This is a genomic window from Syntrophothermus sp. (assembly GCF_013314835.1).
Lineage (GTDB): Bacteria > Bacillota > Syntrophomonadia > Syntrophomonadales > Syntrophothermaceae > Syntrophothermus > Syntrophothermus lipocalidus.
This window is the reverse complement of the sequence record NZ_JABUEX010000032.1, coordinates 1-26,377: the sequence shown is the minus strand read 5'-3', so window position 1 is coordinate 26,377 and position 26,377 is coordinate 1. Positions and strand designations below refer to the sequence as shown.

The following is a 26,377-nucleotide window of genomic DNA, read 5'->3' as shown; positions in this document are numbered from 1 at the left end:
AACCGAGAAACTCGGTTTACTTGGCTGATCTTGTGTTCTTTTTGTGTCCGGTCGTTGAACCGGCCCGCTGGGCCTGTTGTAAAGCCTCTCTGCGCGATAGGTTTATTCGTCCTTGGGAGTCGATTTCGGTAACCTTGACCAGGATTTCATCGCCGATATCGACCACGTCTCGGACTTTGGCCACCCGATTCTCGGCTAACTTAGAAATGTGCACCAATCCTTCTTTGCCAGGCAAACCCAGAACCCCGGGAATTATCTCTACAAAAGCCCCGAAATCGGCTATCCGCACCACCTTGCCTACGTAGGTTTTACCGACTTCTACATCCTTAGTTAAACACTCGACGTAATACTTAGCCTTCTCCGCCGACTCCTGGTCCGACGCGACTATGAATAAGCTACCGTCATCTTCGATGTCAATACGAGCCCCCGTTTCATCTATTATCTTCTTGATAATCTTGCCTCCGGGTCCTATCACCTGACGTATCTTGTCCGTATCTATCATCATCTTTATCATTCTGGGAGCATACGGTGAAAGCTCCGGATTGGGCTGGCTAATAGCCTTCATCATTATATCCATGATGTACATCCGGCCTTCCTTGGCCTGCTTTAAGGCTGCATGCAGGATCTCGCGGGTGACCCCGGGTATCTTGATATCCATCTGCAGAGCAGTTACACCCTCAGCAGACCCGGCAACTTTGAAGTCCATGTCGCCTAAGGCGTCTTCGATACCCTGAATGTCGCTTAATACGGCAAACCGGTCACCTTCCTTGACCAGCCCCATGGCTATACCCGATACCGGCCTCTTAATGGGAACTCCGGCATGCATCAGCGATAAAGTGCTGCCGCACACGCTACCCATGGACGTGGAGCCGTTGGATTCCAACACCTCGGATACCACCCGTATGGTGTATGGAAATTCCTCCTGAGAAGGCAGGACCGCTTCTAGGGCCTTTTCCGCCAAAGCCCCATGTCCTATTTCCCTGCGGCCTGGTCCCCGAATCGGACGGGTTTCCCCTACGCTGTAAGGCGGAAAATTGTAGTGATGAAGATAACGTTTAGATTCTTCCACTCCCAGCCCGTCCAAAATCTGCTCTTCTCCAACCGCACCGAGAGTAGTCACGGACAGAACCTGGGTCTGGCCCCTGGTAAACAAGCCCGAACCGTGGGTCCGTGGCAAAATCCCGACCTCACAAGACACGGGCCTGATCTCGTTGAGTCTACGTCCATCCACCCGTATACCTTCGTCCAGAATCATGCGCCTGACTATCTCTTTGGTAATCTTGTCGATGATACTGGCTACTTCTTTTTCTTGCTCCGGGTAAACCTCTGCGAAGTGCTGCTTAATTTCATCTGCCGCAGCTTCGGTGCGGGCCTCCCTTTGCAGCTTGTCGGAGCAGCGGATGGCTTCCTCCAGTATCGGTATCCCGTATTCCCTTACAGCCGCTTCTATCTCCGGATCGATCTCAGGAACCACGACTTCTCGTTTGGGCAAACCTATCTCTGCTACGATCTTTTCCTGAAAATCGATGATACGCTTGATTTCTTCGTGAGCGAAGAAAATGGCATCCAACATCGTTTCCTCGGGCACTTCATTAGCTCGTGCTTCAACCATCACGATGGCATCTCGGGTTCCACCCACCGTCAAGTGCATTTGGCTCCTGGCTGATTGTTCGACTGTGGGGTTAATAACAAACTCCCCGTCCACCATCCCAACAATCACAGCCCCTATCGGACCAGCAAACGGGATATCCGATATGGAAAGAGCAATAGATGCCCCGATTATGGCGGTTACATTGGGTGGGTTATCCTGATCCACGGACATCACAGTCGCTACTACGTGGACATCATTACGGAAACCCTTAGGGAAAAGAGGTCTGATCGGCCTGTCCATTAGACGAGCTGAAAGTATAGCAGCTTCAGTGGGCCTGCCTTCCCTCTTAATGAAACCTCCCGGTATTCTCCCTACCGCGTACAGTCTTTCCTCATAATCGCAGGTTAGAGGGAAGAAGTCGATGCCCTCTCTAGGCTCCTTGGAAGCGGTCGCTGTTACCAGAACAACAGTGTCGCCATAATAAAGCAAAGCCGCTCCGTTGGCTTGTTTAGCCACTTTCCCTATCTCGACCCGTAGAGGCCGCCCTGCTATTTCGGTTTGGTAAACCTTGTGTTCTATAGCTTATCCCTCCTTCGAATAAAATAAATTGAAAGAGCGGCTGAACCGCTCTTTATCTCCTCAGTCCAAGTCTAGTAACGATTCCCTTGTAGCGGTCAAAATCGTTCTTCATAAGATAGTCCAACAAAGCCCGGCGCTGACCTACCATCTTTAACAGCCCGCGCCTAGAGTGGTGATCTTTGGGATGGGTCTTCAAGTGCTCGGTCAAGTGATTGATCCGTTCCGTCAGCATGGCAATCTGCACTTCGGGAGAACCGGTATCCGTTTCGTGCAGTTGAAAGTCCCGGATTATCTGCTGCTTCTTTTCTTGCGTGAGTGCCACTGACTACTCACCTCCTTTTCTCGATTAATCGCCGACTGCCGGAGTAGGCGCCGGAGTATCGCCAACCCCAGTCAGTGGTTCCTGGGCGAGCCAAACACTGCTAAATAGTTGTGGAGATAAATAAAACTTACCCTAGCATGATTCACTCTCTAGTTTGAGGAGCAAATGCTCATGACACCTGGCGGTGTCATCCCTAGAGAACGAAAAATGATTGCTCACCCTACATCCATAGAATAATTCCATTTTACAATAATCTGTGTTCATCCGTGGCTCATTTACGGGCACCCGATTGCCGAGTTTCATTGTAGCACAGCTGTCAATGGATGTAAACTTACCCATTCGCGATTATTCTTGAATCGATAAATCTAAAACGCGCGAAACCTTGTATCCGCTAGCACTCTTTGGGCCTGGGCTACGTCCTGGTGAATCTGAGTTACCAGTTGTTCGACCCCGCTAAACTTCATTTCACCCCGGATGCGTTTCATAAAATATAACCTTATAGTTTCGCCGTAGATGACCCGGTGAAAGTCCAATATATAAGCTTCCACAGTAACCGGGTAGGTGTTATGGAAGGTCGGTTTCTTCCCGATATTAACCACGGCATTATGGACTTCTCCTCTGACGAGAGCTTTGGCGGCATACACCCCTTCTCCAGGTACAATCAAGTCCTCGTCGATTTTTAAGTTAGCGGTGGGAAACCCTATCTTCCCTCCCCGGCGCTCGCCTTCTATCACTTCCCCCTCCAACATCGGCCAATATCCCAGCAGTTTGTAAGCCCAATCGATGTCCCCTGCCTCCAAAGCCTGTCGAACTAAAGTACTTGACACCACTTGTTCCCCCACCATCACGGGAGGCACAACGTTTACCGCAAAACCTATCTCCTGCCCAAGATGCTTGAGTGTTTCGGGTGTTCCCATCCCTTTGTGCCCAAAAGTGTAATTGAAACCCACCGATACTGACGCCACTCCTAGGGTTTCATGCAATACATGTCGGGCAAAGTATTCCGGAATCAGCCTAGCTATTTCCAAAGTGAACGGGGTTTGAATGACCATCTCCAGGCCCAAAAGGGTAAACAGTTCTATTTTGCGTGAAGTGGATATCAACATCCGCGGGGTACGTTCAGGGTAAAGCACCCGCAAAGGATGGGGCTCAAAAATAAGAGCAGCGGCGATGGTCCCCCTCTCCTTAGCATCCCGGATGTTGAGTTTGATGAGCTTTTGGTGCCCGAGGTGAACACCGTCAAAATTTCCTAAAGCCAGCGATAGGGGCCTGCCCTTATGATAGTTCTCCAGACCTTTAATGATTCGCATCGACAACTCTCCTCGTCCCTTACTGAGTACCCAGCACTTTCACTGGTTTAAGAACCGTCCCCTTCCCCTTGGTCTCTGCGAGGTGACCTACAGCTATGAGATCACGGTCTAAAGTATAGACCAAGACCGGACCTGCTGCCAAACCAGCGTTAATACTAATATTATTGCCGTTTTTCAGCCGAATAACATCATTCTCGTTTTCTAACACTACCTTGGGCATCGAAGTTAAAGGAAAATCCAGAGGCAATAATAGAGAACAATCCCCCGCCGCAAGCCGTTCTTCCACTTCTGCAAGTTTAACGGCGTATTCTAAGGAGAAGGGACCGGAAAAAACCCTAACTAACTTGGTGAGATAGGCTCCGCACCCCAGCTTCTGTCCAATATCATGACACAATGTTCGAATATAAGTTCCTTTTGAACACACAACATCCAAGATAACTCGATAAGGAGGTTGCGTAAGTTCAGCCTGTACTACTTGCAGCAAATGTACAGTTACGGGCCGGGCTTCTAGCGATACTTCAACTCCCTGCCGTGCCAGCTCATACAAGCGGCGCCCGCGGTAGTTGACGGCGGAATACATAGGAGGAACCTGAAGTATCTCTCCGCGAAACAGCTCTAGAACCTTCTCTATATCGGAAAGACTAAAGCTTAATTCGTCGGTAACCACCGTAATATTCCCCCAGGCATCCTGGGTGTCTGAAACCCCTCCCAACATCATTTCTGCCCGGTAGCCTTTGGCAACATCCATCAAAAACTCTACTAGCCGGGTGGCTCCACCTACTGCCAGCGGCAGCACCCCTTCGGCTATAGGGTCTAGAGTCCCCAGGTGCCCCACCTTCTGGCGAGGGAAAAACCTTCGAACCCTCTTCACTACTTCAAAGGAGGTGATCCCCCGGGGCTTGTCAACATTCAGGAACCCCTGACATCTCTGCAATCTGTAACCACTTCCTTTACCGCCTCTATAACCCTATGGCACGCGTCGGCAATGTCACCCTCGAGGCGAGCCCCAGCAGCCCGGAGGTGACCGCCTCCTCCAAATCTAGCAGCAATCGAATTCACATCTACCTTTTCCTTCGATCGAAACCCAACCTTTATTACACCCGGTTCGATCTCGCGAAACAGCAGCCCTACCTCGACTCCTTCGATAAATCGAGCGTAGTTTATCAACCCTTCAAAATGGTAGTCTTGGGCTTCCAGGCGGGCTATATCCTCGTAGGTTAACACCATCCAGGCTATCCTACCGTCCGATGCAAAGGAAAGGGTATTCAGCGCCTGCTGTAACAACTTCACTTCGACCACTGGTCTTGACTCGAACAGGTTATTCCTAATGGTATCCAGTTGCGCTCCCTGGTCAAGCATCCGGGCTGCTGCCCTCAGAGTCTCCGGGCGGGTATTGCTGTACTGGAAACACCCGGTATCCATGATTATGCCCGTGTATATGGCCGACGCTATGGACTGATCGATGGGAACCTGCATTTCATCTAACAATTCCAGAACCAATTCAGCAGTAGAAGCTTTTCCCGGTTCCACCCGGTTAAGGTTACCAAAAAACGTGTTGCTGGGATGGTGATCAATGTTGATCACCGTTTCGCAGTTCTTTAAACAGGACAAGGTCTTGACACCTACTCTCTCGGGATCCGAGCAGTCCAGGTAAATCACGGTTGCCGGCCACCGCTCGACCATCTCCGGTCTCCTAATAGAATTGAACCCCTTGAGGTACCGGTACGTCTCCGGGAGCTTGTCTTCTATAACAGCTACCACTTCTTTGCCCAGAACAGCTAAACCCAGATAGAGAGCAACCATGGACCCGATACAATCGCCATCGGGAATAACATGTCCAGTCACCACCAATTCTGGTTCTTGAGCAATAGCCGCCGCTATCACCCTCCAGTCGTCACTCCGACTCATCCGAATCCTCTCTCTTTTCTTGCGCTTTCAATTCGTTTAGAATTGCCGCAATCCGAACCCCGTGCTCGATAGACTTGTCCATCTGAAAAACGATCTCTGGAGCATGGCGGAGATTTAGCTCTCCCGCCAGCACACTACGGATGAACCCTCGGGCTCTTTCTAGAGCGGCCATCGTATCCCGGCACTTCTTTTCATCTCCTAGCACGCTTACGTGTACCCGCGCGTAGCTCAAGTCCCGCGACACATCAACCCTGGTGATAGATACCGCACGCGGATCGATACCCGGATCTTTCAACCCTTCGAAGAACAAAGCGGATAATCCCCGTTTGATTTCTTCAGCCAGTCTTTCTTGGCGACGAGAACTCATCCATAACACCCCCAACAAATCGGAGTTGCATCGGTCTACTTGGAACTCTCCGGAAAACTCTCAGGGTCATAATCGACGACGATATTAAAGCTCCCTGGGGATTTGCTCTATGGTGTAAGCTTCTATGATATCCCCTTCTTTAACATCATTGAAATCTGCGATACCGATTCCACACTCGTACCCCTCAACTACTTCGCGCACATCGTCTTTAAATCGCTTTAGTGAAGCCAAACCGCCTTCGAACAACACCACTCCGTCGCGCAATAATCGGACTCTAGCGTTCCGGTTAATCTTTCCTTCCTGCACGTAGCACCCAGCCACATTCCCCACTTTTGGTATTTTGAAAACCGCCCTTACTTCGGCTCTTCCCAGGAATACTTCTCTCAGCTCTGGTTCCAACAGCCCTCCCATGGCTTTTTTAACATCATCGATGGCCTCATAAATGACCCGATAGAGCCGGACATCGATATGTTCATTCTCCGCGTATTTACGGGCTTTACTGTCAGGTCTAACGTTAAAACCTATGATTATGGCCTTCGAGGCCGAAGCCAACATAACGTCCGTTTCGGTAATCGCACCCACACCGGAATGTATAACATTAACCTTGACCTCGTCCGTAGACAGCCGCAGCAAGGATTGGGTCAAAGCTTCAATTGAACCTTGAACATCTCCTTTTACTATGAGGTTCAGTTCTTTGACTTCGCCCTCTTTTATCTGCTTAAACAAGTCGTCCAGACTTACCCTAGCAGTCTTGGCCTGTTCTTCTCTCTTTTTCTCATCTAGGCGCATCGCACTGACTTGTTTAGCTATCTTTTCATCCACAACCCGGAAAATATCCCCGGCCATAGGTACCTCTTCCAGCCCGACAACTTCTACTGGGCAGGAAGGTTCAGCAGTCTCCACCCGCTGCCCGCGGTCATCCACCATAGCCCTGACCTTACCCCAGGTCAAACCGCACAGGATGCTGTCACCCACTCTTAAGGTTCCTTTTTGAACCAGCACTGTTGCCACTGGACCTCTTCCTTTGTCCAGCCTGCTTTCAATAACCACTCCTTCGGCCGGGCGGTTAGGATTGGCTGCTAGTTCCCTCATCTCAGCTACCAAAAGTATCATTTCCAGAAGCTGCTGGATGCCCTTACCTGTCTTAGCCGACACCGGCACCATTATCGTATCTCCGCCCCATTCCTCAGCCACAAGGTTGTATTCCGTTAACTGTTGTTTGACCCGATCCGGGTTGGCGTCGGGTTTGTCGACCTTGTTTATGGCTACGATAATAGGAACCCCAGCTGCCTTGGCGTGGTTAATAGCCTCAACCGTTTGTGGCATTACCCCGTCATCGGCCGCCACTACCAGCACGGCAATGTCCGTAACTTGAGCTCCCCTGGCCCTCATCGCAGTAAATGCCTCGTGACCCGGGGTATCGATGAAGGTGATCTTCTCTCCCTCGATCTCTACTTGATAGGCACCGATGTGCTGGGTAATACCTCCTGCCTCGCTAGAAACAACGTTGGTTTTTCTGATAGCATCGAGCAGAGAAGTCTTGCCGTGGTCAACATGCCCCATGACCGTCACTACTGGTGGCCGCGGCACAAGGTTAGCCTCGTCATCCACGATTTCCTGCAAAAGCTCCTCTTCCTCGGTTTTTTCGCTTTCTACTGCCACATCAAATTCTGCCGCCAGTATTTCTGCGGTCTCAAAGTCTATAGTCTGGTTTATCGCCGCCATTATTCCCAAACCCATGAGTTTTTTCATTATCTCAGCGGGGTTACGATTCAGCTTCTCTGCCAGCTCTCTTACCGTAATCGTCTCCGGGATCACGATGATATCAGGAGTTGCCACATCCAGTTCGTTCCTCCGGCGCTCCTTTTTCTTTCCCTTGGCCTTTGGTTTCTTTTTTATGTCCTTGACCTTGCTGTCAGCCAAAGCCGAATGTCCTGCAAAGGGAGAAACTTTTCTTACCGGCGGGGTGGCTTTTGCGTGGGCTGTAGCCTGCCCTGATTCAGGTGGGGCTGCCGGGATAGGTTTGGCTGGTCCCGGCTGGGCAGAAACGGATGCAGCTTGAGGTCTCCTGCTACCTTTAGACTGGTCCGAAAGTTGGGACCTTACTGGCCGGCCAACTTCGTTTCCGGCGGGCAGATTGCGCGCAGGCATCATATCACGAGACCGCTGTTCTTGTGGTTTCGCCACCTCTCTGGCTTCGCCCACCCCTTTACCCTTTCCGGCAGGAGTGGCCTTATCTTTTGACACCCCCGCTGCTTTTTCCTCCAATCTGCGCTTAACCCATTCGGCTTGTTCTTCTTCTAAGGTGCTCATATGGTTTTTTACGTCCAAACCCAGATCCTGAAGCACCCCAACTAGCTCTTTACTGGATATGTGCAGGTCTTTTGCTAGTTCGTGAACTCTTACTTTCGCCATTCAACCACCCCCGTAAAATTAGCCTCGTTCCCCTCTGCATCGATCAGTTCTAATATCGTTTGGGCAAAACCTTTATCGTTAACCGTAACCGCCACCCGGTATGCCTTGCCTACGCTGGCACCTAGCCTGTACTTGTCGCCCACAACCCGCCAGGGAACATGGTATTTTTCGCAGGCACTGACGAGCGACTCCCGGGTTCTGGGTGAAATATCACCGCTCATTATCAATAGATGAGCCCGCCTTCTCAAAAGACTGGTCTTTGCTGCCATCGTTCCAGCTGAAACCAGTCCCGCCTTGCGCGCGAATCCGAGCACTTGATATAAGTCTTTTCTCAAGTTTCCACCAGCTCTCTCCTAAGTTCTTCCAAAACCTGGTCCGGAATTTCGTGTTCTAGGGACTTCTGCAACCTCTTGCCTTTGACCGCTTGGTTAAAACAGTCCAAGTTAGGGCAAATATAGGCGCCACGGCCAGATTTCTTCCCAGTCTTGTCGATGATTATTTGGAGATCAGGGGTCCTTACTACCCTGATAAGTTCTTTCTTGTTCTTCATTTGACGGCAACCAACACACATTCTCTGAGGGATTTTTCGGGCTTTGGGCAACTATATCCCTCCCCTTACAGCTTCTACCTGGGACTCGCTCTTTATATCTATCTTCCAGCCCGTAAGCTTGGCCGCCAGTCTAGCATTCTGCCCTTCCTTACCGATAGCCAGTGACAACTGATAGTCGGGTACTACCACCCGCGCCATTTTTTCACTTTCAGACGCCTCTACCGATACTACCTTGGAAGGGCTTAAGGCGTTGGCAATATACTGCTCGATATCCGGGCTCCACTTTATTATATCTATTTTTTCTCCATTTAGCTCTCTGACGATGTTTTGCACCCTCAATCCCTTGGGCCCGACACAAGCTCCGACCGGATCCACTTTCTCGTTACGCGAATAAACGCTTATCTTAGACCGCGAACCAGCCTCCCGGGCTATTGACTTTATTTCGACCAACCCCTCGTAAATCTCCGGAACCTCCAACTCAAAGAGACGTTTCAAAAAGTTGGGATGAGTCCGGGAAAGAAATATCTGCGGTCCCTTAGCACTTCTCTTAACCTCGCTTATATAAGCCTTAATCCTTTGTCCTGGCTCGTACGCCTCGTTCGGTATCTGGTCCTGGGACCCCATTAAGGCTTCTGTTCGCCCTAGGTTGATTATCACCGTCTTCTGTTCCACCCTCTGCACGGTCCCGGTGACGATTTCGCCTGCCCGGTTGGAAAACTCGTTAAAAACTATGCTTCTTTCTGCCTCTCGCAGCCTTTGGATCACCACTTGCTTAGCGGTTTGCGCAGCTATCCTTCCAAAATCGGCAGGAGTTACTTCTACATCGATTTCATCGCCTATTTCAACCTCAGGGTAAATCTCGCGGGCTTCCGCAAGACGCACCTCCAAACGCTCATCCTTAACTGTTTCCGCTACGGTTTTCTTGGCATAGACCTTCACTTCGCCGCTTTCCATATCCATCTGTACTGTTACGTTTTGTAGAGAACCAAAGTTCTTTTTGTAAGCCGTTCTAAGAGCAGACTCAATCGCCTCTACCAGAACTTCTTTGGGTATACCTCTCTCTTTCTCAATCTCGCCCAACGCCTGGATTAATTCACTAGACATCCGCTTTTCCTCCTCTTACCATCCAGGTGCTAATTGCATCTCTGGCCCTAACATACTTACAACACTGTACTGCCGAATGATCACGCCTAATAGTCTCATTCTTTAGATTTCAGCTACTAACCTTACTTGAAGAGCTTCCGTTCTGGGAACCTCTAGAATCCGATCCCCTAAATCTACCATGATTTTGCCATCTCTCAGCCCCAAAAGTAGTCCTTTAAAGTTCTTCTGATTGTTTATAGGTTCCCGGACTTTGACAGTAACCTTTTTCCCAGTAAACCTTTCAAAATCCTTGTCTTTCTTCAAGACCCGGTCCAAACCGGGAGATGATACCTCCAGGACATAGCTGTGGGGAATGGGGTCTTCCCAATCCAGTGCTCGCCCAATGATCTCACTTGCCTGCTGACATGTATCCAGGTCTACTCCTCCCGGCTTATCTATAAAAACCTGCAGAACCCAGCGTCCCGCTTGATTCTTGTACTGAACATCGACTACATCAATCCCGACGGGCTCGAGTTCCCTCTCTATAATCGGCTCTACCCTCTCGACCACGCCCTTCGATTTCATCGAAAATCACCTCTGATGTCACACATAATAAACGAAAGAGTGGGGTCACCCACTCTTTGCTTCTCAACGATGTTGTCTCGCCCGTTACTGGTTATAATAATACCACACATGCCCTTCTCCACACAAGCGAAAACTGGGTTTTGTTCGTAAGCCCGCACAAACACCCGTCTAAGCAAACAGGCTCAACTGGCTGGTCTCCGGGAGGTCGTGCAGACACCCGTTTCGCTTGAGGGTGTCGACCACAGCTCGGGAAACACCGGCCCGAAACTGCAAGTCTTCAACCGACGCGAACCTCCCTAGCTTGCGAGCTTCTATAATACTCAGGGCCGCCTTTTCCCCCAGCCCCGGCAACGCCGAAAACGGCAACAGCAGGCCTTTCTTTGTAACCAAGAATCGAGTAGCATCGGAAAGCAACAAATCCACGGGCAAAAACCGGAATCCCCTCGCGTACATCTCCAACGCCACCTCTAGGACAGGCAAGAGTTTCCGGTCTTTAGGCGCAGCGTTGCTGTTCATTTTTTCGATCTCGACTACCCGTTGTCTGACCTTGTCGTAGCCCCCTAAGATCACTTCGGCGTCAAAATCCTCAGCCCTTACGCTGAAGAACGCCGCGTAGAATTCCCGGGGGTAATAGACTTTGTAATAGGCTATGCGAAAGGCCATCATAACGTAAGCTACGGCATGGGCCCTGGGGAACATGTACTTTATCTTCTGGCAGGAGTCTATGTACCATGCAGGAATTCGGTATTCCTGCATGGCTTGGACCTCTTCCCGTACCAAGCCCTTTCCTTTTCTTACGTTCTCCATAATCCGAAAAGCCTGCTTTTTGTCCATCCCCTTATAAATTAGAAAAGTCATTATGTCATCGCGAGTCGCTATGACTTCTTTTAAAGGCGCGGTTCCATTCTCAATCAATTCCTGTGCGTTATTGAGCCAGACGTCGGTGCCGTGGGACAGACCACTGATTCTGACCAACTCCCCAAAGGTTTGCGGACGCGTCACCTCCAACATCTGTCTCACGAAGCGCGTGCCGAATTCCGGCACGCCGTAGGTTCCTACCGCGGATCTAATAGCTTCGGGGGTAACCCCCAGGGGTTCAACCCCTGAAAAAAGCCTCATAGTCTCCCTGTCATCCAAAGAAATATCCAAGGCCCGGTAACCGGTCATGTCTTCCAACACCTTGATCATGGTCGGATCATCATGGCCAAGGATGTCCAGCTTGACTAGGCGTTCGCTTATGGAGTGATAATCGAAATGAGTAGTTATGATCCCGCTCTCCGCTTTATTGGCAGGGTAGTTCAGAGGCGTAAATTCGTGTACATCCCGCTCGCGCGGGACCACCATAAGCCCCCCGGGATGCTGGCCAGTCGTCCTCTTCACCCCGGCCAAGCCCCTAGCTAGTCGCAGCACCTCGCCTTTGCGTAGGTGAAGCCCGTTCTTTTCCGCATAATTTTTTACCATTCCAATAGCCGAAGCTTCGGCCAGGGTATTTATCGTACCCGCCCTGAAAACGTGTTCACTCCCGAATATCTCTTCCACGTACTGGTGAGCTCGTGGCTGGTAGTCCCCAGAAAAGTTAAGATCTATATCCGGTATCTTGTCTCCCTCAAAGCCGAGAAAAGTCTCGAAAGGAATGTCGTGTCCATCGCGAACGAGTCGTTGCCCGCACCTCGGGCAGGTTAGATCTGGCAGGTCGACACCACACTCAACCGATCCATCATTTACGAATTCGGTATAAAAACAGTTCGGGCATCGATAATGAGGAACGAGAGGGTTAACCTCGGTTATTCCAATAAGAAAAGCAACCAAAGACGACCCGACCGACCCACGTGATCCCACCAGATAACCGTCTTCATTCGACCTCTTCACCAGCTTGTGAGCAATCAGGTACAGCACGCTAAACTTGTTATCTATGATGGCCGCGAGCTCCCGCTCAAGACGCTCTCTGACCAGCTCCGGCAGTGGACGGCCATACATCTGGTAAGCCTTTTCCCAAGCCAAAGTTTTAATCTCTTCTTCAGCTCCCGGAATAGATGGAAAGAAGTTGCCGTCTGGCACGGGTTGCAGGTCTTCTACGCCTTCTACCAGCCGATTAGGATTGATGACAACAACCTGATAAGCCTTCTCCTTTCCTAGATACGCAAACTCCGCCAACATTTCTCCTGTGGTGCGAAAATACAGCGGGGCCTGGGCTTCGGCATCTTCATACCCTTTGTTGGCCTGCAGAATCCTCCTGAAAACTTCGTGGTGGGGATCCAAGAAGTGAACATCTCCGGTGGCTATGACCGGCAGGTTTAATCTTTCTCCTAATTCTACTATGTAGCGATTCATTTGGATGAGATCCTCGAACGAGGATACCCGTCCTTCCCTAACCAAGAATTCGTTGTTCATTAACGGTTGAATCTCCAGGAAATCATAAAAAGAAGCTATCCTTTCGAGCTCATCATCGCTCTTGTTTTGAAGGTAACCGGTAATGAGTTCCCCCGCTTCACACGCCGTTCCGAGTATCAAGCCTTCTCGCAGCTCGACCAATTGTTTTCGCAAAATGCGCGGGTTACGGTAAAAACCCTCCAGGTGAGATTTGCTGACCAATCGATAAAGGTTTTTCAACCCTTCTCGGTTTCTCACCAGGATTATAATGTGATAGGCCTGTTTCTGTCTCAGATCATCGACCAGATACCCTTCCATTCCATAAACCAGTTTGATACCCTTGAGCTTAGCATAATCGTAGGCCTCGGGGAAGGCTTGAACCGCACCGTGGTCAGTTATCGCTACCGCCTTATGTCCCCATTCTGCTACCCTTTCTAACAGGTCCTTTATCTTGACTACCCCGTCAAGGGTGCTCATAACCGTGTGAAGATGAAGTTCAACCCGTTTCTCCGGGGCATCGTCAACCCTCTTGGGTACGGGAGCCGTTTCCCAGGCCTGGACTGACAAAACCAACTCTTTTTCAAACTCGTCGTATCTAGTAGCTCCTTGAACCTTTATCCAATCGCCTTCCTTAAAAGGCAGATCCTCGTCCGGCTCCAAAAAATACTTTAACATGATAGAGTCTGTAAAATCAGTCAAGTAGCAGGTCAACAGTTGCCGTTGATCCTTAAGCAGGCGCCGCTGTACTTCGAACACTTCTCCTTCAACTACTACCTGGCGCAATCCCTCGGTCAATTCTGCAATGGTAGCCCGAGTGCCTTGAACAGGCTTTTCATCGGAACCGGTTTTCCGCCGGGATGAGCCCCGGACTGTTCTGCGCGGCCCGTTCAAATGAGGTTGCACCACCAACAAACTCGCCACGGAAACAGCAGCTTCGGCCGAAGCCTCCTGGTATTCCTGCTCTGACCATGGCCTGGCAGAGCAAACACACTTAGCCACTACCTGCCAACGGTATTCACGTCTAAACCACTCAGATACCAGTGACCCGAGGTCCCTTGCCAGTAGCCCCTCCCATTTCTCACTATCATCAACCTCGAAAATAATCGACCTACCGTTAACCCTCCAGTGAATATCACCTAAACTTGGTTTTTCTATTCCTTCCGACACCAGGAAAGAGAGCAGCTCATTTTTTCTAGCTTCCAATACTTGGGTTAAACATGCTTCGACGTCAACCAGAGCGATGTTGAGCCTGACCTCGGCGTCCAGCCCAATCTCTTCTTTCAATAGCCTTTCCACCAGCTCCAGGTCCGCCGTAGGCACAAGGCGTTCTGTCCTAACATGTATGTCCCAGCGCCTTTCTCCCAAGCTAACTTGAACCTTGGTCAACTGAGCTCTTTCCCAACTTACGTTAGGCTTCAGTCTCAGCTTTTCTCGCAAGAAACGCTCCCAGTCCAAGAATATTCCTCCCAACGGTGCCGATAAGTACACGGTCCCATATTGCTGCAAAACCTAAATCACATAGAGCATCTCGTTAAAGGGCGTTTGCCAAGGGATCCGGCTCTCCATTCCGTGCCTTGTACCGGTGTTACCCTCCAAAAGATGAGTCCAGGGGTTGAACTGCTAGTTGAGCCTCTCTACCTCCCGGCATCCGGGCGCGTTCTGCAGGGCATCGGCGACCTGGTCCGGGGTCACATTCGGGGGCAGCTGCAGGAGGAGTTCCACTTCCAGCCCTTCCTCTTCCACCCTTTCCAGTTGAATATTCTTGATAAGGACGTTCATATCCCCTAAAACTGAACCAATCCGCCCCACCTGTCCTGGCTTGTCATCGACAACGACCAGAAACCCTTTATATTCCCGCATGCCGGTGTACTTCTCTTCAAATTTCACAAAGTAAACAAGCACAAAAAGTATGAGACCAGTGGTTATAACCGCCGGCAGATACATACCTGCTCCTACCGCCAAGCCAATACAAGCAACCACCCATAAACCCGCGGCTGTAGTCAACCCTCTTATGTTTGCGCCCTCGCGCATGATGGTACCTGCTCCCAGAAAACCGATTCCGCTCACGACTTGGGCCGCAATTCTTCCCGGGTCCGCATTTACCGTGTGCGCGTATTGATAATACATGTCTAAAGACACAATCATGGCCAAGGCCGAACCCATACAAACCAGGGTATAGGTGCGCAAGCCGGCAGGGCGGTTAAGACTCTCTCTTTCCAGCCCTATAACGCCTCCCAGAAAACAAGCCAAGGCCAGTTTTAAGATAATTTCGTAGTCAGACATCAACGCACCCGCCTTTTTCTCAAAATGAAGGTCGTCTAGTCTTCGCGCAGTATCGACCTGACCTCAGTTGAAACGTGCTCAATGGGTACGCCCTTAACCTCGTTTTCCCAACGTTTCTTGATTTCTACCTGCCCAGCTTTTAATAACTTTGGACCTATAGTTATCCTGACAGGAACACCGATGAGGTCGGCATCCTTAAACTTTACCCCCGCCCGTTGGTCTCGGTCATCGATAATGACTTCATACCCCTGTTTAACCAGTTCATGGTACAGTTTCATTCCTATTTCCATCTGCTGCCCGTCCTTGGAGTTTACCGGGACAATGATAATTTGGTAAGGAGCGATAGCGAGAGGCCAGATTATACCGTTTTCATCATGATTCTGCTCCACGGCTGCAGCCATGGTTCGGGAAATGCCAATACCGTAACACCCCATGACCATAAGCCTTTCCTTGCCGTTCTCGTCTAAAAATGTTGCCCCCATCTTCCCCGAATACTTGGTGCCTAGCTTGAAAATATGGCCGGTTTCGATACCGCGAGTGGCCTTCAGTTTCCCCTCTCGGCAGGCCGGGCAAATATCCCCCTCTTCGGCGTTACGCAAGTCGCAAAACGCTTCCGGTTGGAAGTCCCGCCCGGGATTGACGTTAATGTAATGATAATCGTCCTCATTAGCCCCGCATACAAAGTTGTTCATACTTTGAACTTCGAGGTCGGCATAAACCTTCATGTTCATTCCCACTGGCCCCAACGACCCAAAGCCGGCCCCCATAACCTCCCGCACCAACTCCTCCGGAGCCAGCTCGATGAAGTTCGCGTTTAAGTAATTCTTAACCTTGATCTCGTTGACCTCCCGGTCTCCACGCACCAAAACCGCTACCGGAACTCCATCGGCCACATAGACCATGGTCTTAACCTGTCTCGTGTCTGGTATATTCAAAAACACGCTGATGTCCTGAATCGTTTTCTGTCCAGGCGTACTGACCTTGGTAAGAGGCAACTCATTTTCTGCGGCCGACATGTGTGGTATACATTCGGCCTTTTCGATATTGGCAGCATATTCGCAAGCATCGCAGAACACAATAACCGATTCCCCGGTCGGAGCTAAAACAATGAACTCATGGCTCACGTTGCCGCCGATGGCTCCGCTATCCGCTTCGACTACCCGGTACTGAAGTCCCAGCCGTTCAAACACCCGGCAGTAGGCATCATACATCTTTTGGTACGATACCTCCAATCCCGCTTCGTCCACATCAAAAGAATACAGATCCTTCATAATAAACTCCCGGCCCCGCAACAGTCCAAACCGCGGTCGGATCTCGTCCCGGTATTTGTTTTGAATCTGGTACAACAACAGAGGCAGGTCCCGGTAAGAATGCACTTCATGGTTGACCACATCCGTGATAACTTCTTCGTGAGTAGGCCCAAGGCAGAAATCTCTCTGGTGACGGTCTTTAAGGCGAAACATCTCGTCTCCATACACTTCCCAACGCCCGGATTGCGCCCACAATTCCCTGGGTTGGATAATGGGTAGGCCTACTTCTTGCCCTCCTGCCCGGTCCATTTCTTCCCGGACAATATTCATAATCTTCTTTATGACCCTAAACCCGAGAGGCAAGTATGTATAGATCCCCGCCGCCGTCTTTCTAACCATGCCCGCCCGAAAAAGCAAGCGATGACTTACGGTTTCGGCTTCCGCGGGATCCTCTCTCAAAGTCGGGAAAAACAACTCTGAGGCCTTCACTGGCTGTAACCCCCTTGCAGGATATTGTCTATCTCATCCATCAAAGCCTTTACCAACTTGTCCTCTTCGACTTTCCTTACTATTTTACCTTTTTTGAACAAAAAGCCAAATCCGCGTCCCCCGGCAATACCGACGTCGGCATCTCGGACTTCTCCTGGCCCGTTAACTACGCAACCCATCACCGCCACTTTGATGGGCTCCCTTATTGAGCGCAAACGACTATCCACTTCCTCGGCAATCTTGATGATATCTACCTCGGTGCGCCCGCAGGTAGGGCACGACACCAGCTCTGCCCCTTCTTTTCTTAAACCCAAGGCTCTCAAGATTTCATATGCTGCCCAAACCTCATCGACCGGATCAGCCGTCAACGATACCCTCACCGTATCTCCTATACCCTCAGAAAGCAGCAGTCCTAAACCCAGTGCTGACTTGATCAAACCTCGATCCTTGGTGCCAGCTTCCGTTATGCCTAGGTGAAGAGGGTAATCGACCATGCCTGCTATCCGGCGGTAAGCTTCCAGAGTAAGCTTAAGCGACGAAGCTTTCAACGATACCTTGATGTTCTTAAAGTCCAGGTCTTCCAATATAGCTATGTGATGCATAGCGCTCTCTACCATGGCGTCGGCACAAGGTTCGCCGTACTGGTCTAGAAGCCTCTTTTCCAAGGATCCGGCATTGACCCCGATTCGGATGGGAACGTTTCGTTCCTTGGCTGCCCGCACCACTTCCTCAACTTTACGCCTGCTTCCAATATTTCCAGGGTTTAACCTCAACCCGTCTGCACCCGCATCTAGACTCAAAAGAGCTAAACGGTAGTCAAAATGGATATCCGCGACCAGAGGGATGGCAATACGGGGACGTATCGCCCGGATAGCCCAGGCTGCTTCCTCGTCCATCACCGCCACCCGCACCACTTCGCACCCTGCTGCTTCTAGAGTCTTAATCTGGTTGACTGTGGCATCTACATCTCGGGTGTCGGTGTTGGTCATGGACTGAACCACTATGGGGTTATCGCCTCCGACTAACACTCCACCGAGGTTAACCACGCGGCTTTTCCGCCTCACCGATTTCATCCCCTCACGAGCCTAACGATATCGTTATAGGTCACCAGCAAAATCAAAACCATGAGAAACACGAAGCCGAGAAAATGTATAAAGTTCTCCCTTTCGGGTTCTACCGGTTTCCTCCTTATACCCTCGATAACCGCGAACACAATCCGGCTCCCATCCAGGGCAGGGATGGGCAACAGGTTCAGAATGCCCAGGTTTATGCTCAAAAGGGCAGTAAAATTGGCAAGGTACACCAATCCTCCTTCAGCCGCATCCCCTATCATCCTGGTAATGCCTACCGGGCCGGCTAAATCCGCGCTGGAAGCAGCCCCGGTCAAAAGTTGGCCTAACCCGGAAAGAAGCAACCACGTAATATGAAACGTTTGATAAAAACCTAGCTTAAGCCCGTCCCAGATTCCGACCCTCTCAAACTCTATCGTTTGCCGTACTCCGATGATAGAGGTCTTCTGTTCTCGATCAAATTCTGGCCGGACTGTTAATTCAATCTTCTGCCCGTTTCTCACTACAGTCATCGATATAGGCTGCCCGGGCTCCGCCTTCCTCACCTCGGTCACAAACTCGTTCCAGGTCGAGACCTCCTCCCCATTCACCGCCACTACCCGGTCCTGTGCCTTCAAACCGGCCTCATAAGCTGGCTTGCCTTTGATAACCTCTCCGATGACTGGACTCTCCACCGCATGGGGTAATCCGACAAAAGTAAAAGTATAGACAAATATCAAAGCCGCAAGCAAGAAGTTCATTCCGGGCCCGGCTGCAAGAACCTCAACTTTTTGTAAGGGGGTTTTCCGGTTAAAACCCCGCGGGTTGTCTTGGTCTTCGTCCTGTGCTCCCATACCAGCCATGCGCACAAAACCACCCAAGGGAAGTAAGCGCAAAGAGTACCTGGTCTCCCCTCTCTTGATGCCGATGAGGCTCGGACCGAAACCTATGCTGAACTCTTGCACCTCGACGCCTTGCCACTTGGCTGCCACGAAATGTCCTATTTCGTGCACCATAACAATAATCGCGATTACCAATAAAGCCGTTACAATCGTCATAACCTACCCAACTCTCCTCGTATTTACACTAACATTCCTTCGCACTGAAATACCCTCCTGACACCTAGTAGTGTCACTACTAGAGAATGAAAATTGGCATACCGTAGGGCCAAAGGACCATAACCTTTTATAATATTTGATTCTCACGCAAAAACCCCTGTCTGTCCCTAGAAGAAGTCAACATATAGTGGTGAGACAGAAAACCACTACTAAATATAGCGGATAATCGAACCAAAAATTGGTTTTTACAGTGGAATCAATATTTTTTATTTATAATCAGTGTAAATCTGCGTTCATCTGTGTCTATCAGTGGCTCATTTTCGGAGCAGCGTCCTGAAACACTCTCGAGCCCATGCGTCTGCCTCGAGGACAGATTTTAAATCAGGTTCTAGAACCACCTCATGCCGTCCCATGACCTCAGCTACCAGCTCCGCTATCTGTACAAACCGTATCTGCCCATCCAGAAACGTATAAACCGCCTCCTCATTGGCCGCGTTGAGCACCGCAGGCATAGTCCCACCAATCCGCCCGGCTTCATAGGCGAGCTCCAGGGCCGGAAACCGTTTGGTGTCTGGCGGTTCAAACTGTAGAGTTTGGCAGGAAGCCCAATCCAAGGACAAAGCCGGTGAAGGCCACCTGTCTGGATAACTCAACGCATATTGAATAGGAATCCGCATATCAGGCACTCCTAAGTGAGCCAAAAAAGAACCATCAATAAACTCCACCATTGAGTGGACAATACTCTCGCGATGGACCAAGACCTGGATATCGTCATATCCTACTGAAAAAAGATGATGAGCCTCTATTACCTCCAACCCCTTGTTCATCAAAGTTGCCGAATCGACCGTTATTTTCTTTCCCATTGACCAATTAGGGTGATGTAAAGCCATTTCCGGCGTAACCTTTCCCAGCTCTTCTGGCGTGAAGTCTCGAAAAGGACCCCCGGATGCGGTTAACCAAAGTTTGCGCAAGAACCTTCCTTCATTTCGGAGACATTGAAAAATCGCAGAATGCTCGCTGTCCACTGGAATAATGGCGGCGTTGTACTGGCGGGCCAACTTCGTCACAACTTCCCCACCAGCCACCAGCGTTTCTTTATTGGCCAGGGCTACCTTCTTCCCAGCCCTGATGGCCGCCAAGGTAGGCAAAATGCCAACTGCTCCGGTTACTGATACTATCACAGTCTGGGCTTCCTCAAGCCCGGCCAAATAACACAGTCCTTCTTCTCCCGCCCATAGCTCCAACCCAGATACCGCCGTTTTAATGTTTGGATATAAAGCTTTATCTCCTACCGCTACCTTCTTTACCCCAAAACGCAGGGCTTGTTCAGCCAGTCTCTGCCAATTACTGCCCGCTGCTAACCCCACAACCTGGAACTTGTCGCTGTGGTACGCGATAACCTCCAATGCCTGTTCCCCTATGGATCCTGTCGAACCTATAATCACGACCTTCTGCCTCATAAACCGTTCACACTTTCCGGATGTAGTTCGCCAGTTGCTGGAACACTCCCGCCCTTTGGCACGCAAGATAAAGGATAACCGTAACCGGGCCCAGAACTAAACCCGCCGGGCCCAACAATTTCAGACCAATGTAAAGAGAAACCAAAGTAGCTAAAGGGTGAAGCCCTATGCTGTCTCCTACCAGCTTCGGTTCCAACACCTGCCTGACCGCTACCAGAATCCCGTAGAGTACTAACAGCCCCGTGGCAAAACCGCTGGCTCCTGTAATATACGAGAAGATTATCCAAGGAACAAACAAAGCACCTGGCCCTAGAACTGGAAGAATATCGAGTAAACCCGTAACCAGGCCCAGAGTTAAAGCGTACTCTACTCCCAGCAGCTTTAGCCCGACTATTGTTTCGATTCCGGTGACGGTCACTAGCAGGCTGTACGCCTTAAGAAAACCGGTGAAAGCGTTGAATAAGTCCTTGATTACAGTGCGAACAGTGATTTTCCAAGAATCTGGAAGTAGTTCGAAAAACCCAGATCTAAGTTTGTTCCAGTCTCTTAGGATGAAGAAGGTTGCCACCGTGCTGATTAGAAAAAAAACAAACAGCCCTGGCAACCCAACCAAAAAGTCTATCAACACATCGACCGAGCCACTCAATATCTTCTCCAAACCGCTCAAGTACTGCAACAAGCTGTTACGAATAGACTCCTGCACATTATCGGGCAAATTTAAGCGCAAATAGAAAAGTTCAGCCTGTCCCAAGGCCCTGGCAATGGTGTTGGTTATGCTCACGGAATGTTCCGTTATCACCTTGTACAAACCTATAAGTTCACCGATAAGCCTACTGACGAGATAAGTCAGCAGGAACCCGGCTGTGCCCCATACCAAGAGTAAACTAAGGAAAACCGCCCAACCCCGGCGAAGGCGTAATCGATAGTTCAGAAACCTTGCCAAGGGCTCTATCAGTAACGCCAAAAGTAAAGCCACCAAAAAAGGCAAAACGTATCCGGGGATGGCAACGAGGATTGCGCCCGCCAAAGGAAGTACATAACGAAACAAAAGGTATACTGACAGTAATGCAAGAAACACCACTGCTGTCTTTACCAAGGTCCTGACACTTCTTGCAAGCTGGGGATCCAATACTAGACCTCCTATCCACCTTTAAAGAAATAATAAACGACCGGTAAAACCCACATAAAACTGTCAAAACGATCCAGGACCCCTCCGTGGCCAGGTATAATCTGCCCCGAGTCCTTGACGCCAAAATGCCTCTTCATGGCAGAAAGCACCAGGTCACCGACCTGGGCACAAATACTTCCGGCGGCCCCCAGGAGCAGACTGAAGCCTGGAGAGAAGGATAAGCATCCTATTCCTGCAGCTACTAGCATCGACAAACAAAAACCTCCCAAGGCTCCTTCCCAAGTCTTATTAGGACTTATCATCGGTGCTAACTTGTGCTTCCCCAAGAGCCTGCCTGCCAAATAAGCCCCGGTATCGCTGGCCCAAGTAATCCCAAATACCATTAATAAGGCGAAAAACGGGTGACTGAGCTCCCGTTCAATGAGAACCCCATAGCTCAAAAATATCCCTAAATACAAAGCCCCCATCCAAGCCAAGGATAAGTCTACTAGTGAACACCGGGGAAAACCCAAAAGCAGGAGCACCCCGCTTAAAGCGATGAGCCCTAACAGCCCTGGTTCGAAATAACCGGGCAAGAACCACCCTGAACCCCCAAACCCGGCTAACAGAAACAAAAGAACCAAATAGGCCAATCCGGGACTAGGCCTGTACCCTTTTGGTCGCGCCATCGTCAATAACTCGTGCATGCCGACTCCCGCTACCAGGACGATGAACGCGGTCCAGTACACTCCGCCTACATACGCCAAACTCAAGACCGCCGGTATTCCAACAGCCGCTGTAGCCAAACGCTTCTTTAAATTAGAATCACGCGTCGACCGTTTCCTTGATGGTTCCAAACCTGCGGTCTCTCCTTTGATAATCTATTATGGCTTTGACCAGATCATCCTTAGTAAAATCTGGCCACAAGGTATCGGTGAACCACAATTCAGCATAGGCTGCCTGCCACAACAAAAAGTTGCTGAGCCTCATCTCTCCTCCGGTACGTATCAAAAGATCCGGGTCCGGCAGGTGAGAAGTACATAGATATGAAGACATCATCTCCTCCGAGATATCAGCCACATCAATCTCACCGTCCCTAACCCTCTCTGCCAAACGCCTCGCCGCCATTACCAACTCTGCTCTTGCCCCGTAATTTAAACCTATATTGAGGATGAGCCCGTCGTTACCCGCTGTCAACTCCACTGCTCGCTGAAGCTCGCGCTGAATAGCCGGGTCTAGCTGGTCAGTTATCCCTATAATCGTAATACACACGTTTTTCTCATGCAGGTTTTCGAGTTCGCGGTTCAAGTACTCCAACAAAAGATTCATCAATGCACTAACCTCTTCGGCTGGCCTTTTCCAATTCTCTGTCGAAAAAGCGTAAACTGTCAGGATGTGAACACCTAGCTCAGAGCAGGCCTCCACTGTCCTCTTGAGCGACTCCATCCCTGCCCGGTGTCCAAAAGAGCGGGGGCGCAGCCTTTTTCTAGCCCACCTTCCGTTGCCATCCATTATGATGGCGATATGTTGGGGAATTCGGGTGAAATCGAGTTCGTACAAATTGCCATCCAACACGCTCGTACTCCTCTTAAGGAAAAATAATTAACAAAACCCCCGCAGAAGGGGGCTTGCCACATCAGACTTCCATAATGTCTTTTTCTTTGGTTTGTAAGACCTTGTCGATATCCTTTATAGTATTATCGGTCAATTTCTGTATCTCATCAAGCCTCTTTTTAGCTTCATCCTCTGATATTAACTTCTCTTTTTCGGCTAGCTTGATCTCGTCATTCGCCTCTCGGCGAAGATTTCTAACCGCCACCTTGGCTTCTTCTGCCCTTTTTCTAACCACCTTTACCATCTCTTTTCGCCTTTCCTCCGTCAGAGGCGGAATAGCTATCCGGATAACGTTACCGTCGTTTGTCGGATTTACTCCCAGGTCGGACTTCAGTATGGCCTTCTCTATTTCGGGAATAGCCGTTTTGTCCCAAGGCTGAATCACCAACATCCTGGGCTCAGGAACCCCGATGTTCCCGAGTTGGTTGATGGGTGTAGGTTGCCCATAATATTCTACGGTTATCTTGTCAAGCATTGCCGGGTTGGCTCGACCCGCCCGCAAAGAAGCGAGATCCTTGACCAGGTGCTCGACTGTTTTCTTCATCCTCGATTCTACGTCCTTGACTATTTCCTTAACTTCCTTTGCCATTTACCTGCTCCCCTCCTATGAAGGTTCCGATATCGTGACCAGTTATGGCTTTCAAAATGTTTCCGTTTCTGGTGAGGTCAAAAACTATGATAGGTATATCGTTGTCCATGCACAGAGAAGCTGCGGTCGCGTCCATCACCCCTAACCCCTGGTTAAGAATGTCTATGTAGGTCAGATGGTGGTACTTTTTAGCCTCTGGATTACTTTTAGGGTCCGAGTCATATACCCCGTCCACTCTTTTGGCCATCAGAATGACTTCAGCCTCTATCTCAGCTGCTCGTAGAGCAGCCGCCGTATCCGTTGAGAAATAAGGGTTACCGGTTCCGGCTGCAAATATCACTACCCTTCCTTTTTCCAAATGACGGATAGCCCTTCTTCTGATGTACGGTTCAGCCACTGCCTTCATCTCGATCGCTGACTGAACCCTGACCTGTAGCCCTTCTGCCTCTAGCGCATCTTGAAGCGCGAGAGCGTTGATAACCGTGGCCAACATCCCCATGTAGTCGGCAGTAGCCCGGTCCATACCTTTTGCGCTCCCCGAAACGCCGCGCCAGATATTGCCACCACCGACCACGATAGTTACTTGCACTCCGATATCGACTACCTCTTTCACCTGAGCCGCTATATCAGTCAAGATGCTGTGCTCAATGCCAAAACCGGCTTCCCCTGCCAGAGCTTCACCACTCAGTTTGAGCACCACCCGTTTGTATTTGGGTCTTTCCAAGCCTACTACCTCCCCGGAGCTGCTGTCTAGTCGCTCAACCGGCCTGTGGCCTCAGTCAAACTACTCTACTGACTTCTTTTCGATGCCTTCTCCGACCTCAAAACGTGCAAACCTCCGCACCGTGATGTTCTCTCCCAATCTGACGATATACTCGTTGACTACTTCCTGAATAGTTTTGTCCTGGTCTTTAATGAAAACCTGCTCTAACAGACAGTTTTCTTTGAAATACTTTTCCATCCGTCCTTCTACCATCTTTTCGATGACCTTTTCCGGTTTGCCCTCGTTCAAGGCCTGTTGCCTCAGTATCCGCTTTTCCCGTTCAATTATTTCTGGGCTTACCTCATCCCTGGTTACAAATTCTGGCCTAGCAGCGGCAATCTGCATGGCTATGTCGCGGCACAACTGTTTGAATTCATTCGTTTTAGCTACAAAATCGGTTTCGCAGTTCACTTCAACCAGCACACCGATGCGCCCGCCGAGGTGTATGTAAGCTTCCACCAATCCCTCGCTAGCTACCCGTCCTGCTTTCTTAGCCGCTTTAGCCAAACCTTTACTTCTCAACACCTCTATGGCTTTTTCTAAATCTCCTCCTGCCTCTACCAAAGCGTTTTTACAGTCCATCATGCCACACCCGGTTCTTTCACGAAGTTCCTTTACCATAGCCGCTGTTATCACTCTACTTTACCTCCTTACTTTTCCCGCAAGCTAACTTTATCTCAAAAAAAGGGGTGATATCAAGGCATAAACCTTATCCACCCCATAAACCGCAACCCCATTTTACCCTACCCGACTGTTCTTCAATCTCGAAGCCGGGTTAAGCACTGGCCTGTTCTCCCTGTTTCCCTTCGAGCACCGCATCGGCGATCTTTGACGTTATTAACTTCACCGCTCTAATGGCGTCATCGTTGCCAGGTATAATGTAATCGATCTCGTCCGGGTCACAGTTGGTGTCAACAATACCTATTACCGGTATTTTGAGCTTCCTGGCCTCGGCAACCGCGATCTTCTCTTTGCGAGGATCAACTACATAAACAGCCCCGGGCAGTTCATCCATGTCCTTGATGCCTCTCAAGAAACGCTCCAGCTTTTCCCGCTCCGCCCTCAAACGAGCAACTTCCTTCTTCGGAAGTAGCTCGAAAGCACCTTCTTCTTCCATTTTTTCCAGTTCCTTAAGGCGATATACACGTTTGCGTATGGTCTTGAAGTTGGTGAGCATCCCCCCAAGCCATCGCTGGTTCACGTAAAACATCCCGCAACGGGTAGCTTCGTCTTTGATGGTTTCCTGGGCCTGCTTTTTGGTACCGACAAACAGTATGGTCTTCCCTTCTGAAACCATGCTTCTAACGAAATCAAAAGCTTCTTCAAATTTCTTGACTGTTTGCTGCAAATCGATGATGTAAATCCCGTTGCGCTCCATATAAATATACGGACCCATTTTGGGGTTCCAGCGTCGGGTCTGATGACCGAAGTGAACGCCGGCTTCCAACAACTGTTTCATTGTTACAATCGACACGCTCCCACCTCCTTCCTCAAGTTGTACCGCCGCTCCGTCATTCCCCGGGGAAACTCATAGAGCACCACCCTCGGAGTCAGAAAGCGTGAGAAATATGGGATTTAACCCCCGAATAACTAAACGTTAGTATACCATAAAACAGATAAAGCTTGCAACTCCT

Annotated in this window: 24 protein-coding genes; all 24 read right to left on the bottom strand. The window is 50.1% G+C overall.

What is annotated here, in order from left to right; translation table 11 throughout:
* Nucleotides 1-16: 16 nt before the first annotated feature.
* Entirely contained in the window at nucleotides 17-2,170 is a 2,154-nt protein-coding gene (locus HPY90_RS10415; RefSeq protein ID WP_287194294.1) for a polyribonucleotide nucleotidyltransferase, read from the bottom strand.
* A 52-nt stretch (nucleotides 2,171-2,222) separates the two neighbouring features.
* On the bottom strand, nucleotides 2,223-2,492 hold the full coding sequence (gene rpsO / locus HPY90_RS10410; RefSeq protein WP_013175189.1) for a 30S ribosomal protein S15: 270 nt from the start codon (nucleotides 2,490-2,492) through the stop codon (nucleotides 2,223-2,225).
* A 365-nt stretch (nucleotides 2,493-2,857) separates the two neighbouring features.
* Complete coding sequence (locus tag HPY90_RS10405; protein WP_287194274.1) at nucleotides 2,858-3,802, bottom strand: bifunctional riboflavin kinase/FAD synthetase; 945 nt, start codon at nucleotides 3,800-3,802, stop codon at nucleotides 2,858-2,860.
* A gap of 19 nt (nucleotides 3,803-3,821) precedes the next feature.
* The gene (gene truB, locus HPY90_RS10400) at nucleotides 3,822-4,736 is read right to left on the bottom strand and encodes a tRNA pseudouridine(55) synthase TruB (RefSeq protein ID WP_287194269.1); all 915 of its coding nucleotides are present in this window, start codon (nucleotides 4,734-4,736) and stop codon (nucleotides 3,822-3,824) included.
* A complete protein-coding gene (locus tag HPY90_RS10395) occupies nucleotides 4,712-5,710 on the bottom strand; it encodes a DHH family phosphoesterase (RefSeq protein ID WP_287194267.1) in 999 nt (332 codons plus the stop codon). The genes truB and HPY90_RS10395 overlap by 25 nt, the downstream gene beginning before the upstream one ends.
* Nucleotides 5,697-6,077 carry a 30S ribosome-binding factor RbfA gene (gene rbfA / locus HPY90_RS10390; protein WP_013175185.1) on the bottom strand — a complete coding sequence of 127 codons (381 nt, stop codon included), beginning with the start codon at nucleotides 6,075-6,077 and terminating at the stop codon, nucleotides 5,697-5,699. Before rbfA ends, HPY90_RS10395 begins: the two co-directional genes overlap by 14 nt.
* An 84-nt stretch (nucleotides 6,078-6,161) precedes the next feature.
* Nucleotides 6,162-8,492 (bottom strand): translation initiation factor IF-2, encoded by a 2,331-nt coding sequence (gene infB, locus HPY90_RS10385; RefSeq protein ID WP_287194265.1) that lies wholly within the window; start codon nucleotides 8,490-8,492, stop codon nucleotides 6,162-6,164.
* Nucleotides 8,480-8,827, bottom strand: coding sequence for a L7Ae/L30e/S12e/Gadd45 family ribosomal protein (locus HPY90_RS10380; RefSeq protein WP_013175183.1), 348 nt, complete (start codon nucleotides 8,825-8,827; stop codon nucleotides 8,480-8,482). The genes infB and HPY90_RS10380 overlap by 13 nt, the downstream gene beginning before the upstream one ends.
* Nucleotides 8,824-9,093, bottom strand: coding sequence for an RNase P modulator RnpM (gene rnpM, locus HPY90_RS10375; RefSeq protein ID WP_013175182.1), 270 nt, complete (start codon nucleotides 9,091-9,093; stop codon nucleotides 8,824-8,826). Before rnpM ends, HPY90_RS10380 begins: the two co-directional genes overlap by 4 nt.
* Nucleotides 9,094-10,146: a transcription termination factor NusA gene (gene nusA, locus HPY90_RS10370; protein WP_013175181.1), complete on the bottom strand. Its 1,053-nt coding sequence runs from the start codon at nucleotides 10,144-10,146 to the stop codon at nucleotides 9,094-9,096.
* A gap of 102 nt (nucleotides 10,147-10,248) precedes the next feature.
* Nucleotides 10,249-10,710 (bottom strand): ribosome maturation factor RimP, encoded by a 462-nt coding sequence (gene rimP, locus HPY90_RS10365; protein ID WP_013175180.1) that lies wholly within the window; start codon nucleotides 10,708-10,710, stop codon nucleotides 10,249-10,251.
* A 168-nt stretch (nucleotides 10,711-10,878) separates the two neighbouring features.
* Entirely contained in the window at nucleotides 10,879-14,535 is a 3,657-nt protein-coding gene (locus HPY90_RS10360; protein WP_287194261.1) for a PolC-type DNA polymerase III, read from the bottom strand.
* A 165-nt stretch (nucleotides 14,536-14,700) separates the two neighbouring features.
* Nucleotides 14,701-15,363: an MgtC/SapB family protein gene (locus HPY90_RS10355; RefSeq protein ID WP_013175178.1), complete on the bottom strand. Its 663-nt coding sequence runs from the start codon at nucleotides 15,361-15,363 to the stop codon at nucleotides 14,701-14,703.
* A gap of 35 nt (nucleotides 15,364-15,398) precedes the next feature.
* A complete protein-coding gene (locus tag HPY90_RS10350; protein WP_287194260.1) occupies nucleotides 15,399-17,102 on the bottom strand; it encodes a proline--tRNA ligase in 1,704 nt (567 codons plus the stop codon).
* Complete coding sequence (ispG, locus tag HPY90_RS10345; protein ID WP_287194258.1) at nucleotides 17,099-18,175, bottom strand: flavodoxin-dependent (E)-4-hydroxy-3-methylbut-2-enyl-diphosphate synthase; 1,077 nt, start codon at nucleotides 18,173-18,175, stop codon at nucleotides 17,099-17,101. Before ispG ends, HPY90_RS10350 begins: the two co-directional genes overlap by 4 nt.
* Nucleotides 18,172-19,209 (bottom strand): RIP metalloprotease RseP, encoded by a 1,038-nt coding sequence (rseP, locus tag HPY90_RS10340; protein ID WP_287194255.1) that lies wholly within the window; start codon nucleotides 19,207-19,209, stop codon nucleotides 18,172-18,174. Before rseP ends, ispG begins: the two co-directional genes overlap by 4 nt.
* A gap of 314 nt (nucleotides 19,210-19,523) precedes the next feature.
* Entirely contained in the window at nucleotides 19,524-20,669 is a 1,146-nt protein-coding gene (locus HPY90_RS10335; protein ID WP_287194253.1) for a 1-deoxy-D-xylulose-5-phosphate reductoisomerase, read from the bottom strand.
* A gap of 7 nt (nucleotides 20,670-20,676) precedes the next feature.
* A complete protein-coding gene (gene ytvI, locus HPY90_RS10330) occupies nucleotides 20,677-21,798 on the bottom strand; it encodes a sporulation integral membrane protein YtvI (protein ID WP_287194251.1) in 1,122 nt (373 codons plus the stop codon).
* Nucleotides 21,799-21,809: 11 nt separating this feature from the next.
* The gene (locus HPY90_RS10325; RefSeq protein WP_287194249.1) at nucleotides 21,810-22,634 is read right to left on the bottom strand and encodes a phosphatidate cytidylyltransferase; all 825 of its coding nucleotides are present in this window, start codon (nucleotides 22,632-22,634) and stop codon (nucleotides 21,810-21,812) included.
* Complete coding sequence (gene uppS / locus HPY90_RS10320) at nucleotides 22,603-23,352, bottom strand: undecaprenyl pyrophosphate synthase (protein WP_013175171.1); 750 nt, start codon at nucleotides 23,350-23,352, stop codon at nucleotides 22,603-22,605. Before uppS ends, HPY90_RS10325 begins: the two co-directional genes overlap by 32 nt.
* 61 nt (nucleotides 23,353-23,413) lie before the next feature.
* The gene (frr, locus tag HPY90_RS10315) at nucleotides 23,414-23,980 is read right to left on the bottom strand and encodes a ribosome recycling factor (RefSeq protein ID WP_273699004.1); all 567 of its coding nucleotides are present in this window, start codon (nucleotides 23,978-23,980) and stop codon (nucleotides 23,414-23,416) included.
* A complete protein-coding gene (gene pyrH, locus HPY90_RS10310; protein WP_013175169.1) occupies nucleotides 23,964-24,704 on the bottom strand; it encodes a UMP kinase in 741 nt (246 codons plus the stop codon). The genes frr and pyrH overlap by 17 nt, the downstream gene beginning before the upstream one ends.
* A gap of 60 nt (nucleotides 24,705-24,764) precedes the next feature.
* Nucleotides 24,765-25,379 carry a translation elongation factor Ts gene (tsf, locus tag HPY90_RS10305; RefSeq protein ID WP_013175168.1) on the bottom strand — a complete coding sequence of 205 codons (615 nt, stop codon included), beginning with the start codon at nucleotides 25,377-25,379 and terminating at the stop codon, nucleotides 24,765-24,767.
* A 139-nt stretch (nucleotides 25,380-25,518) separates the two neighbouring features.
* The gene (gene rpsB, locus HPY90_RS10300) at nucleotides 25,519-26,202 is read right to left on the bottom strand and encodes a 30S ribosomal protein S2 (RefSeq protein WP_502707205.1); all 684 of its coding nucleotides are present in this window, start codon (nucleotides 26,200-26,202) and stop codon (nucleotides 25,519-25,521) included.
* Nucleotides 26,203-26,377: the final 175 nt, after the last annotated feature.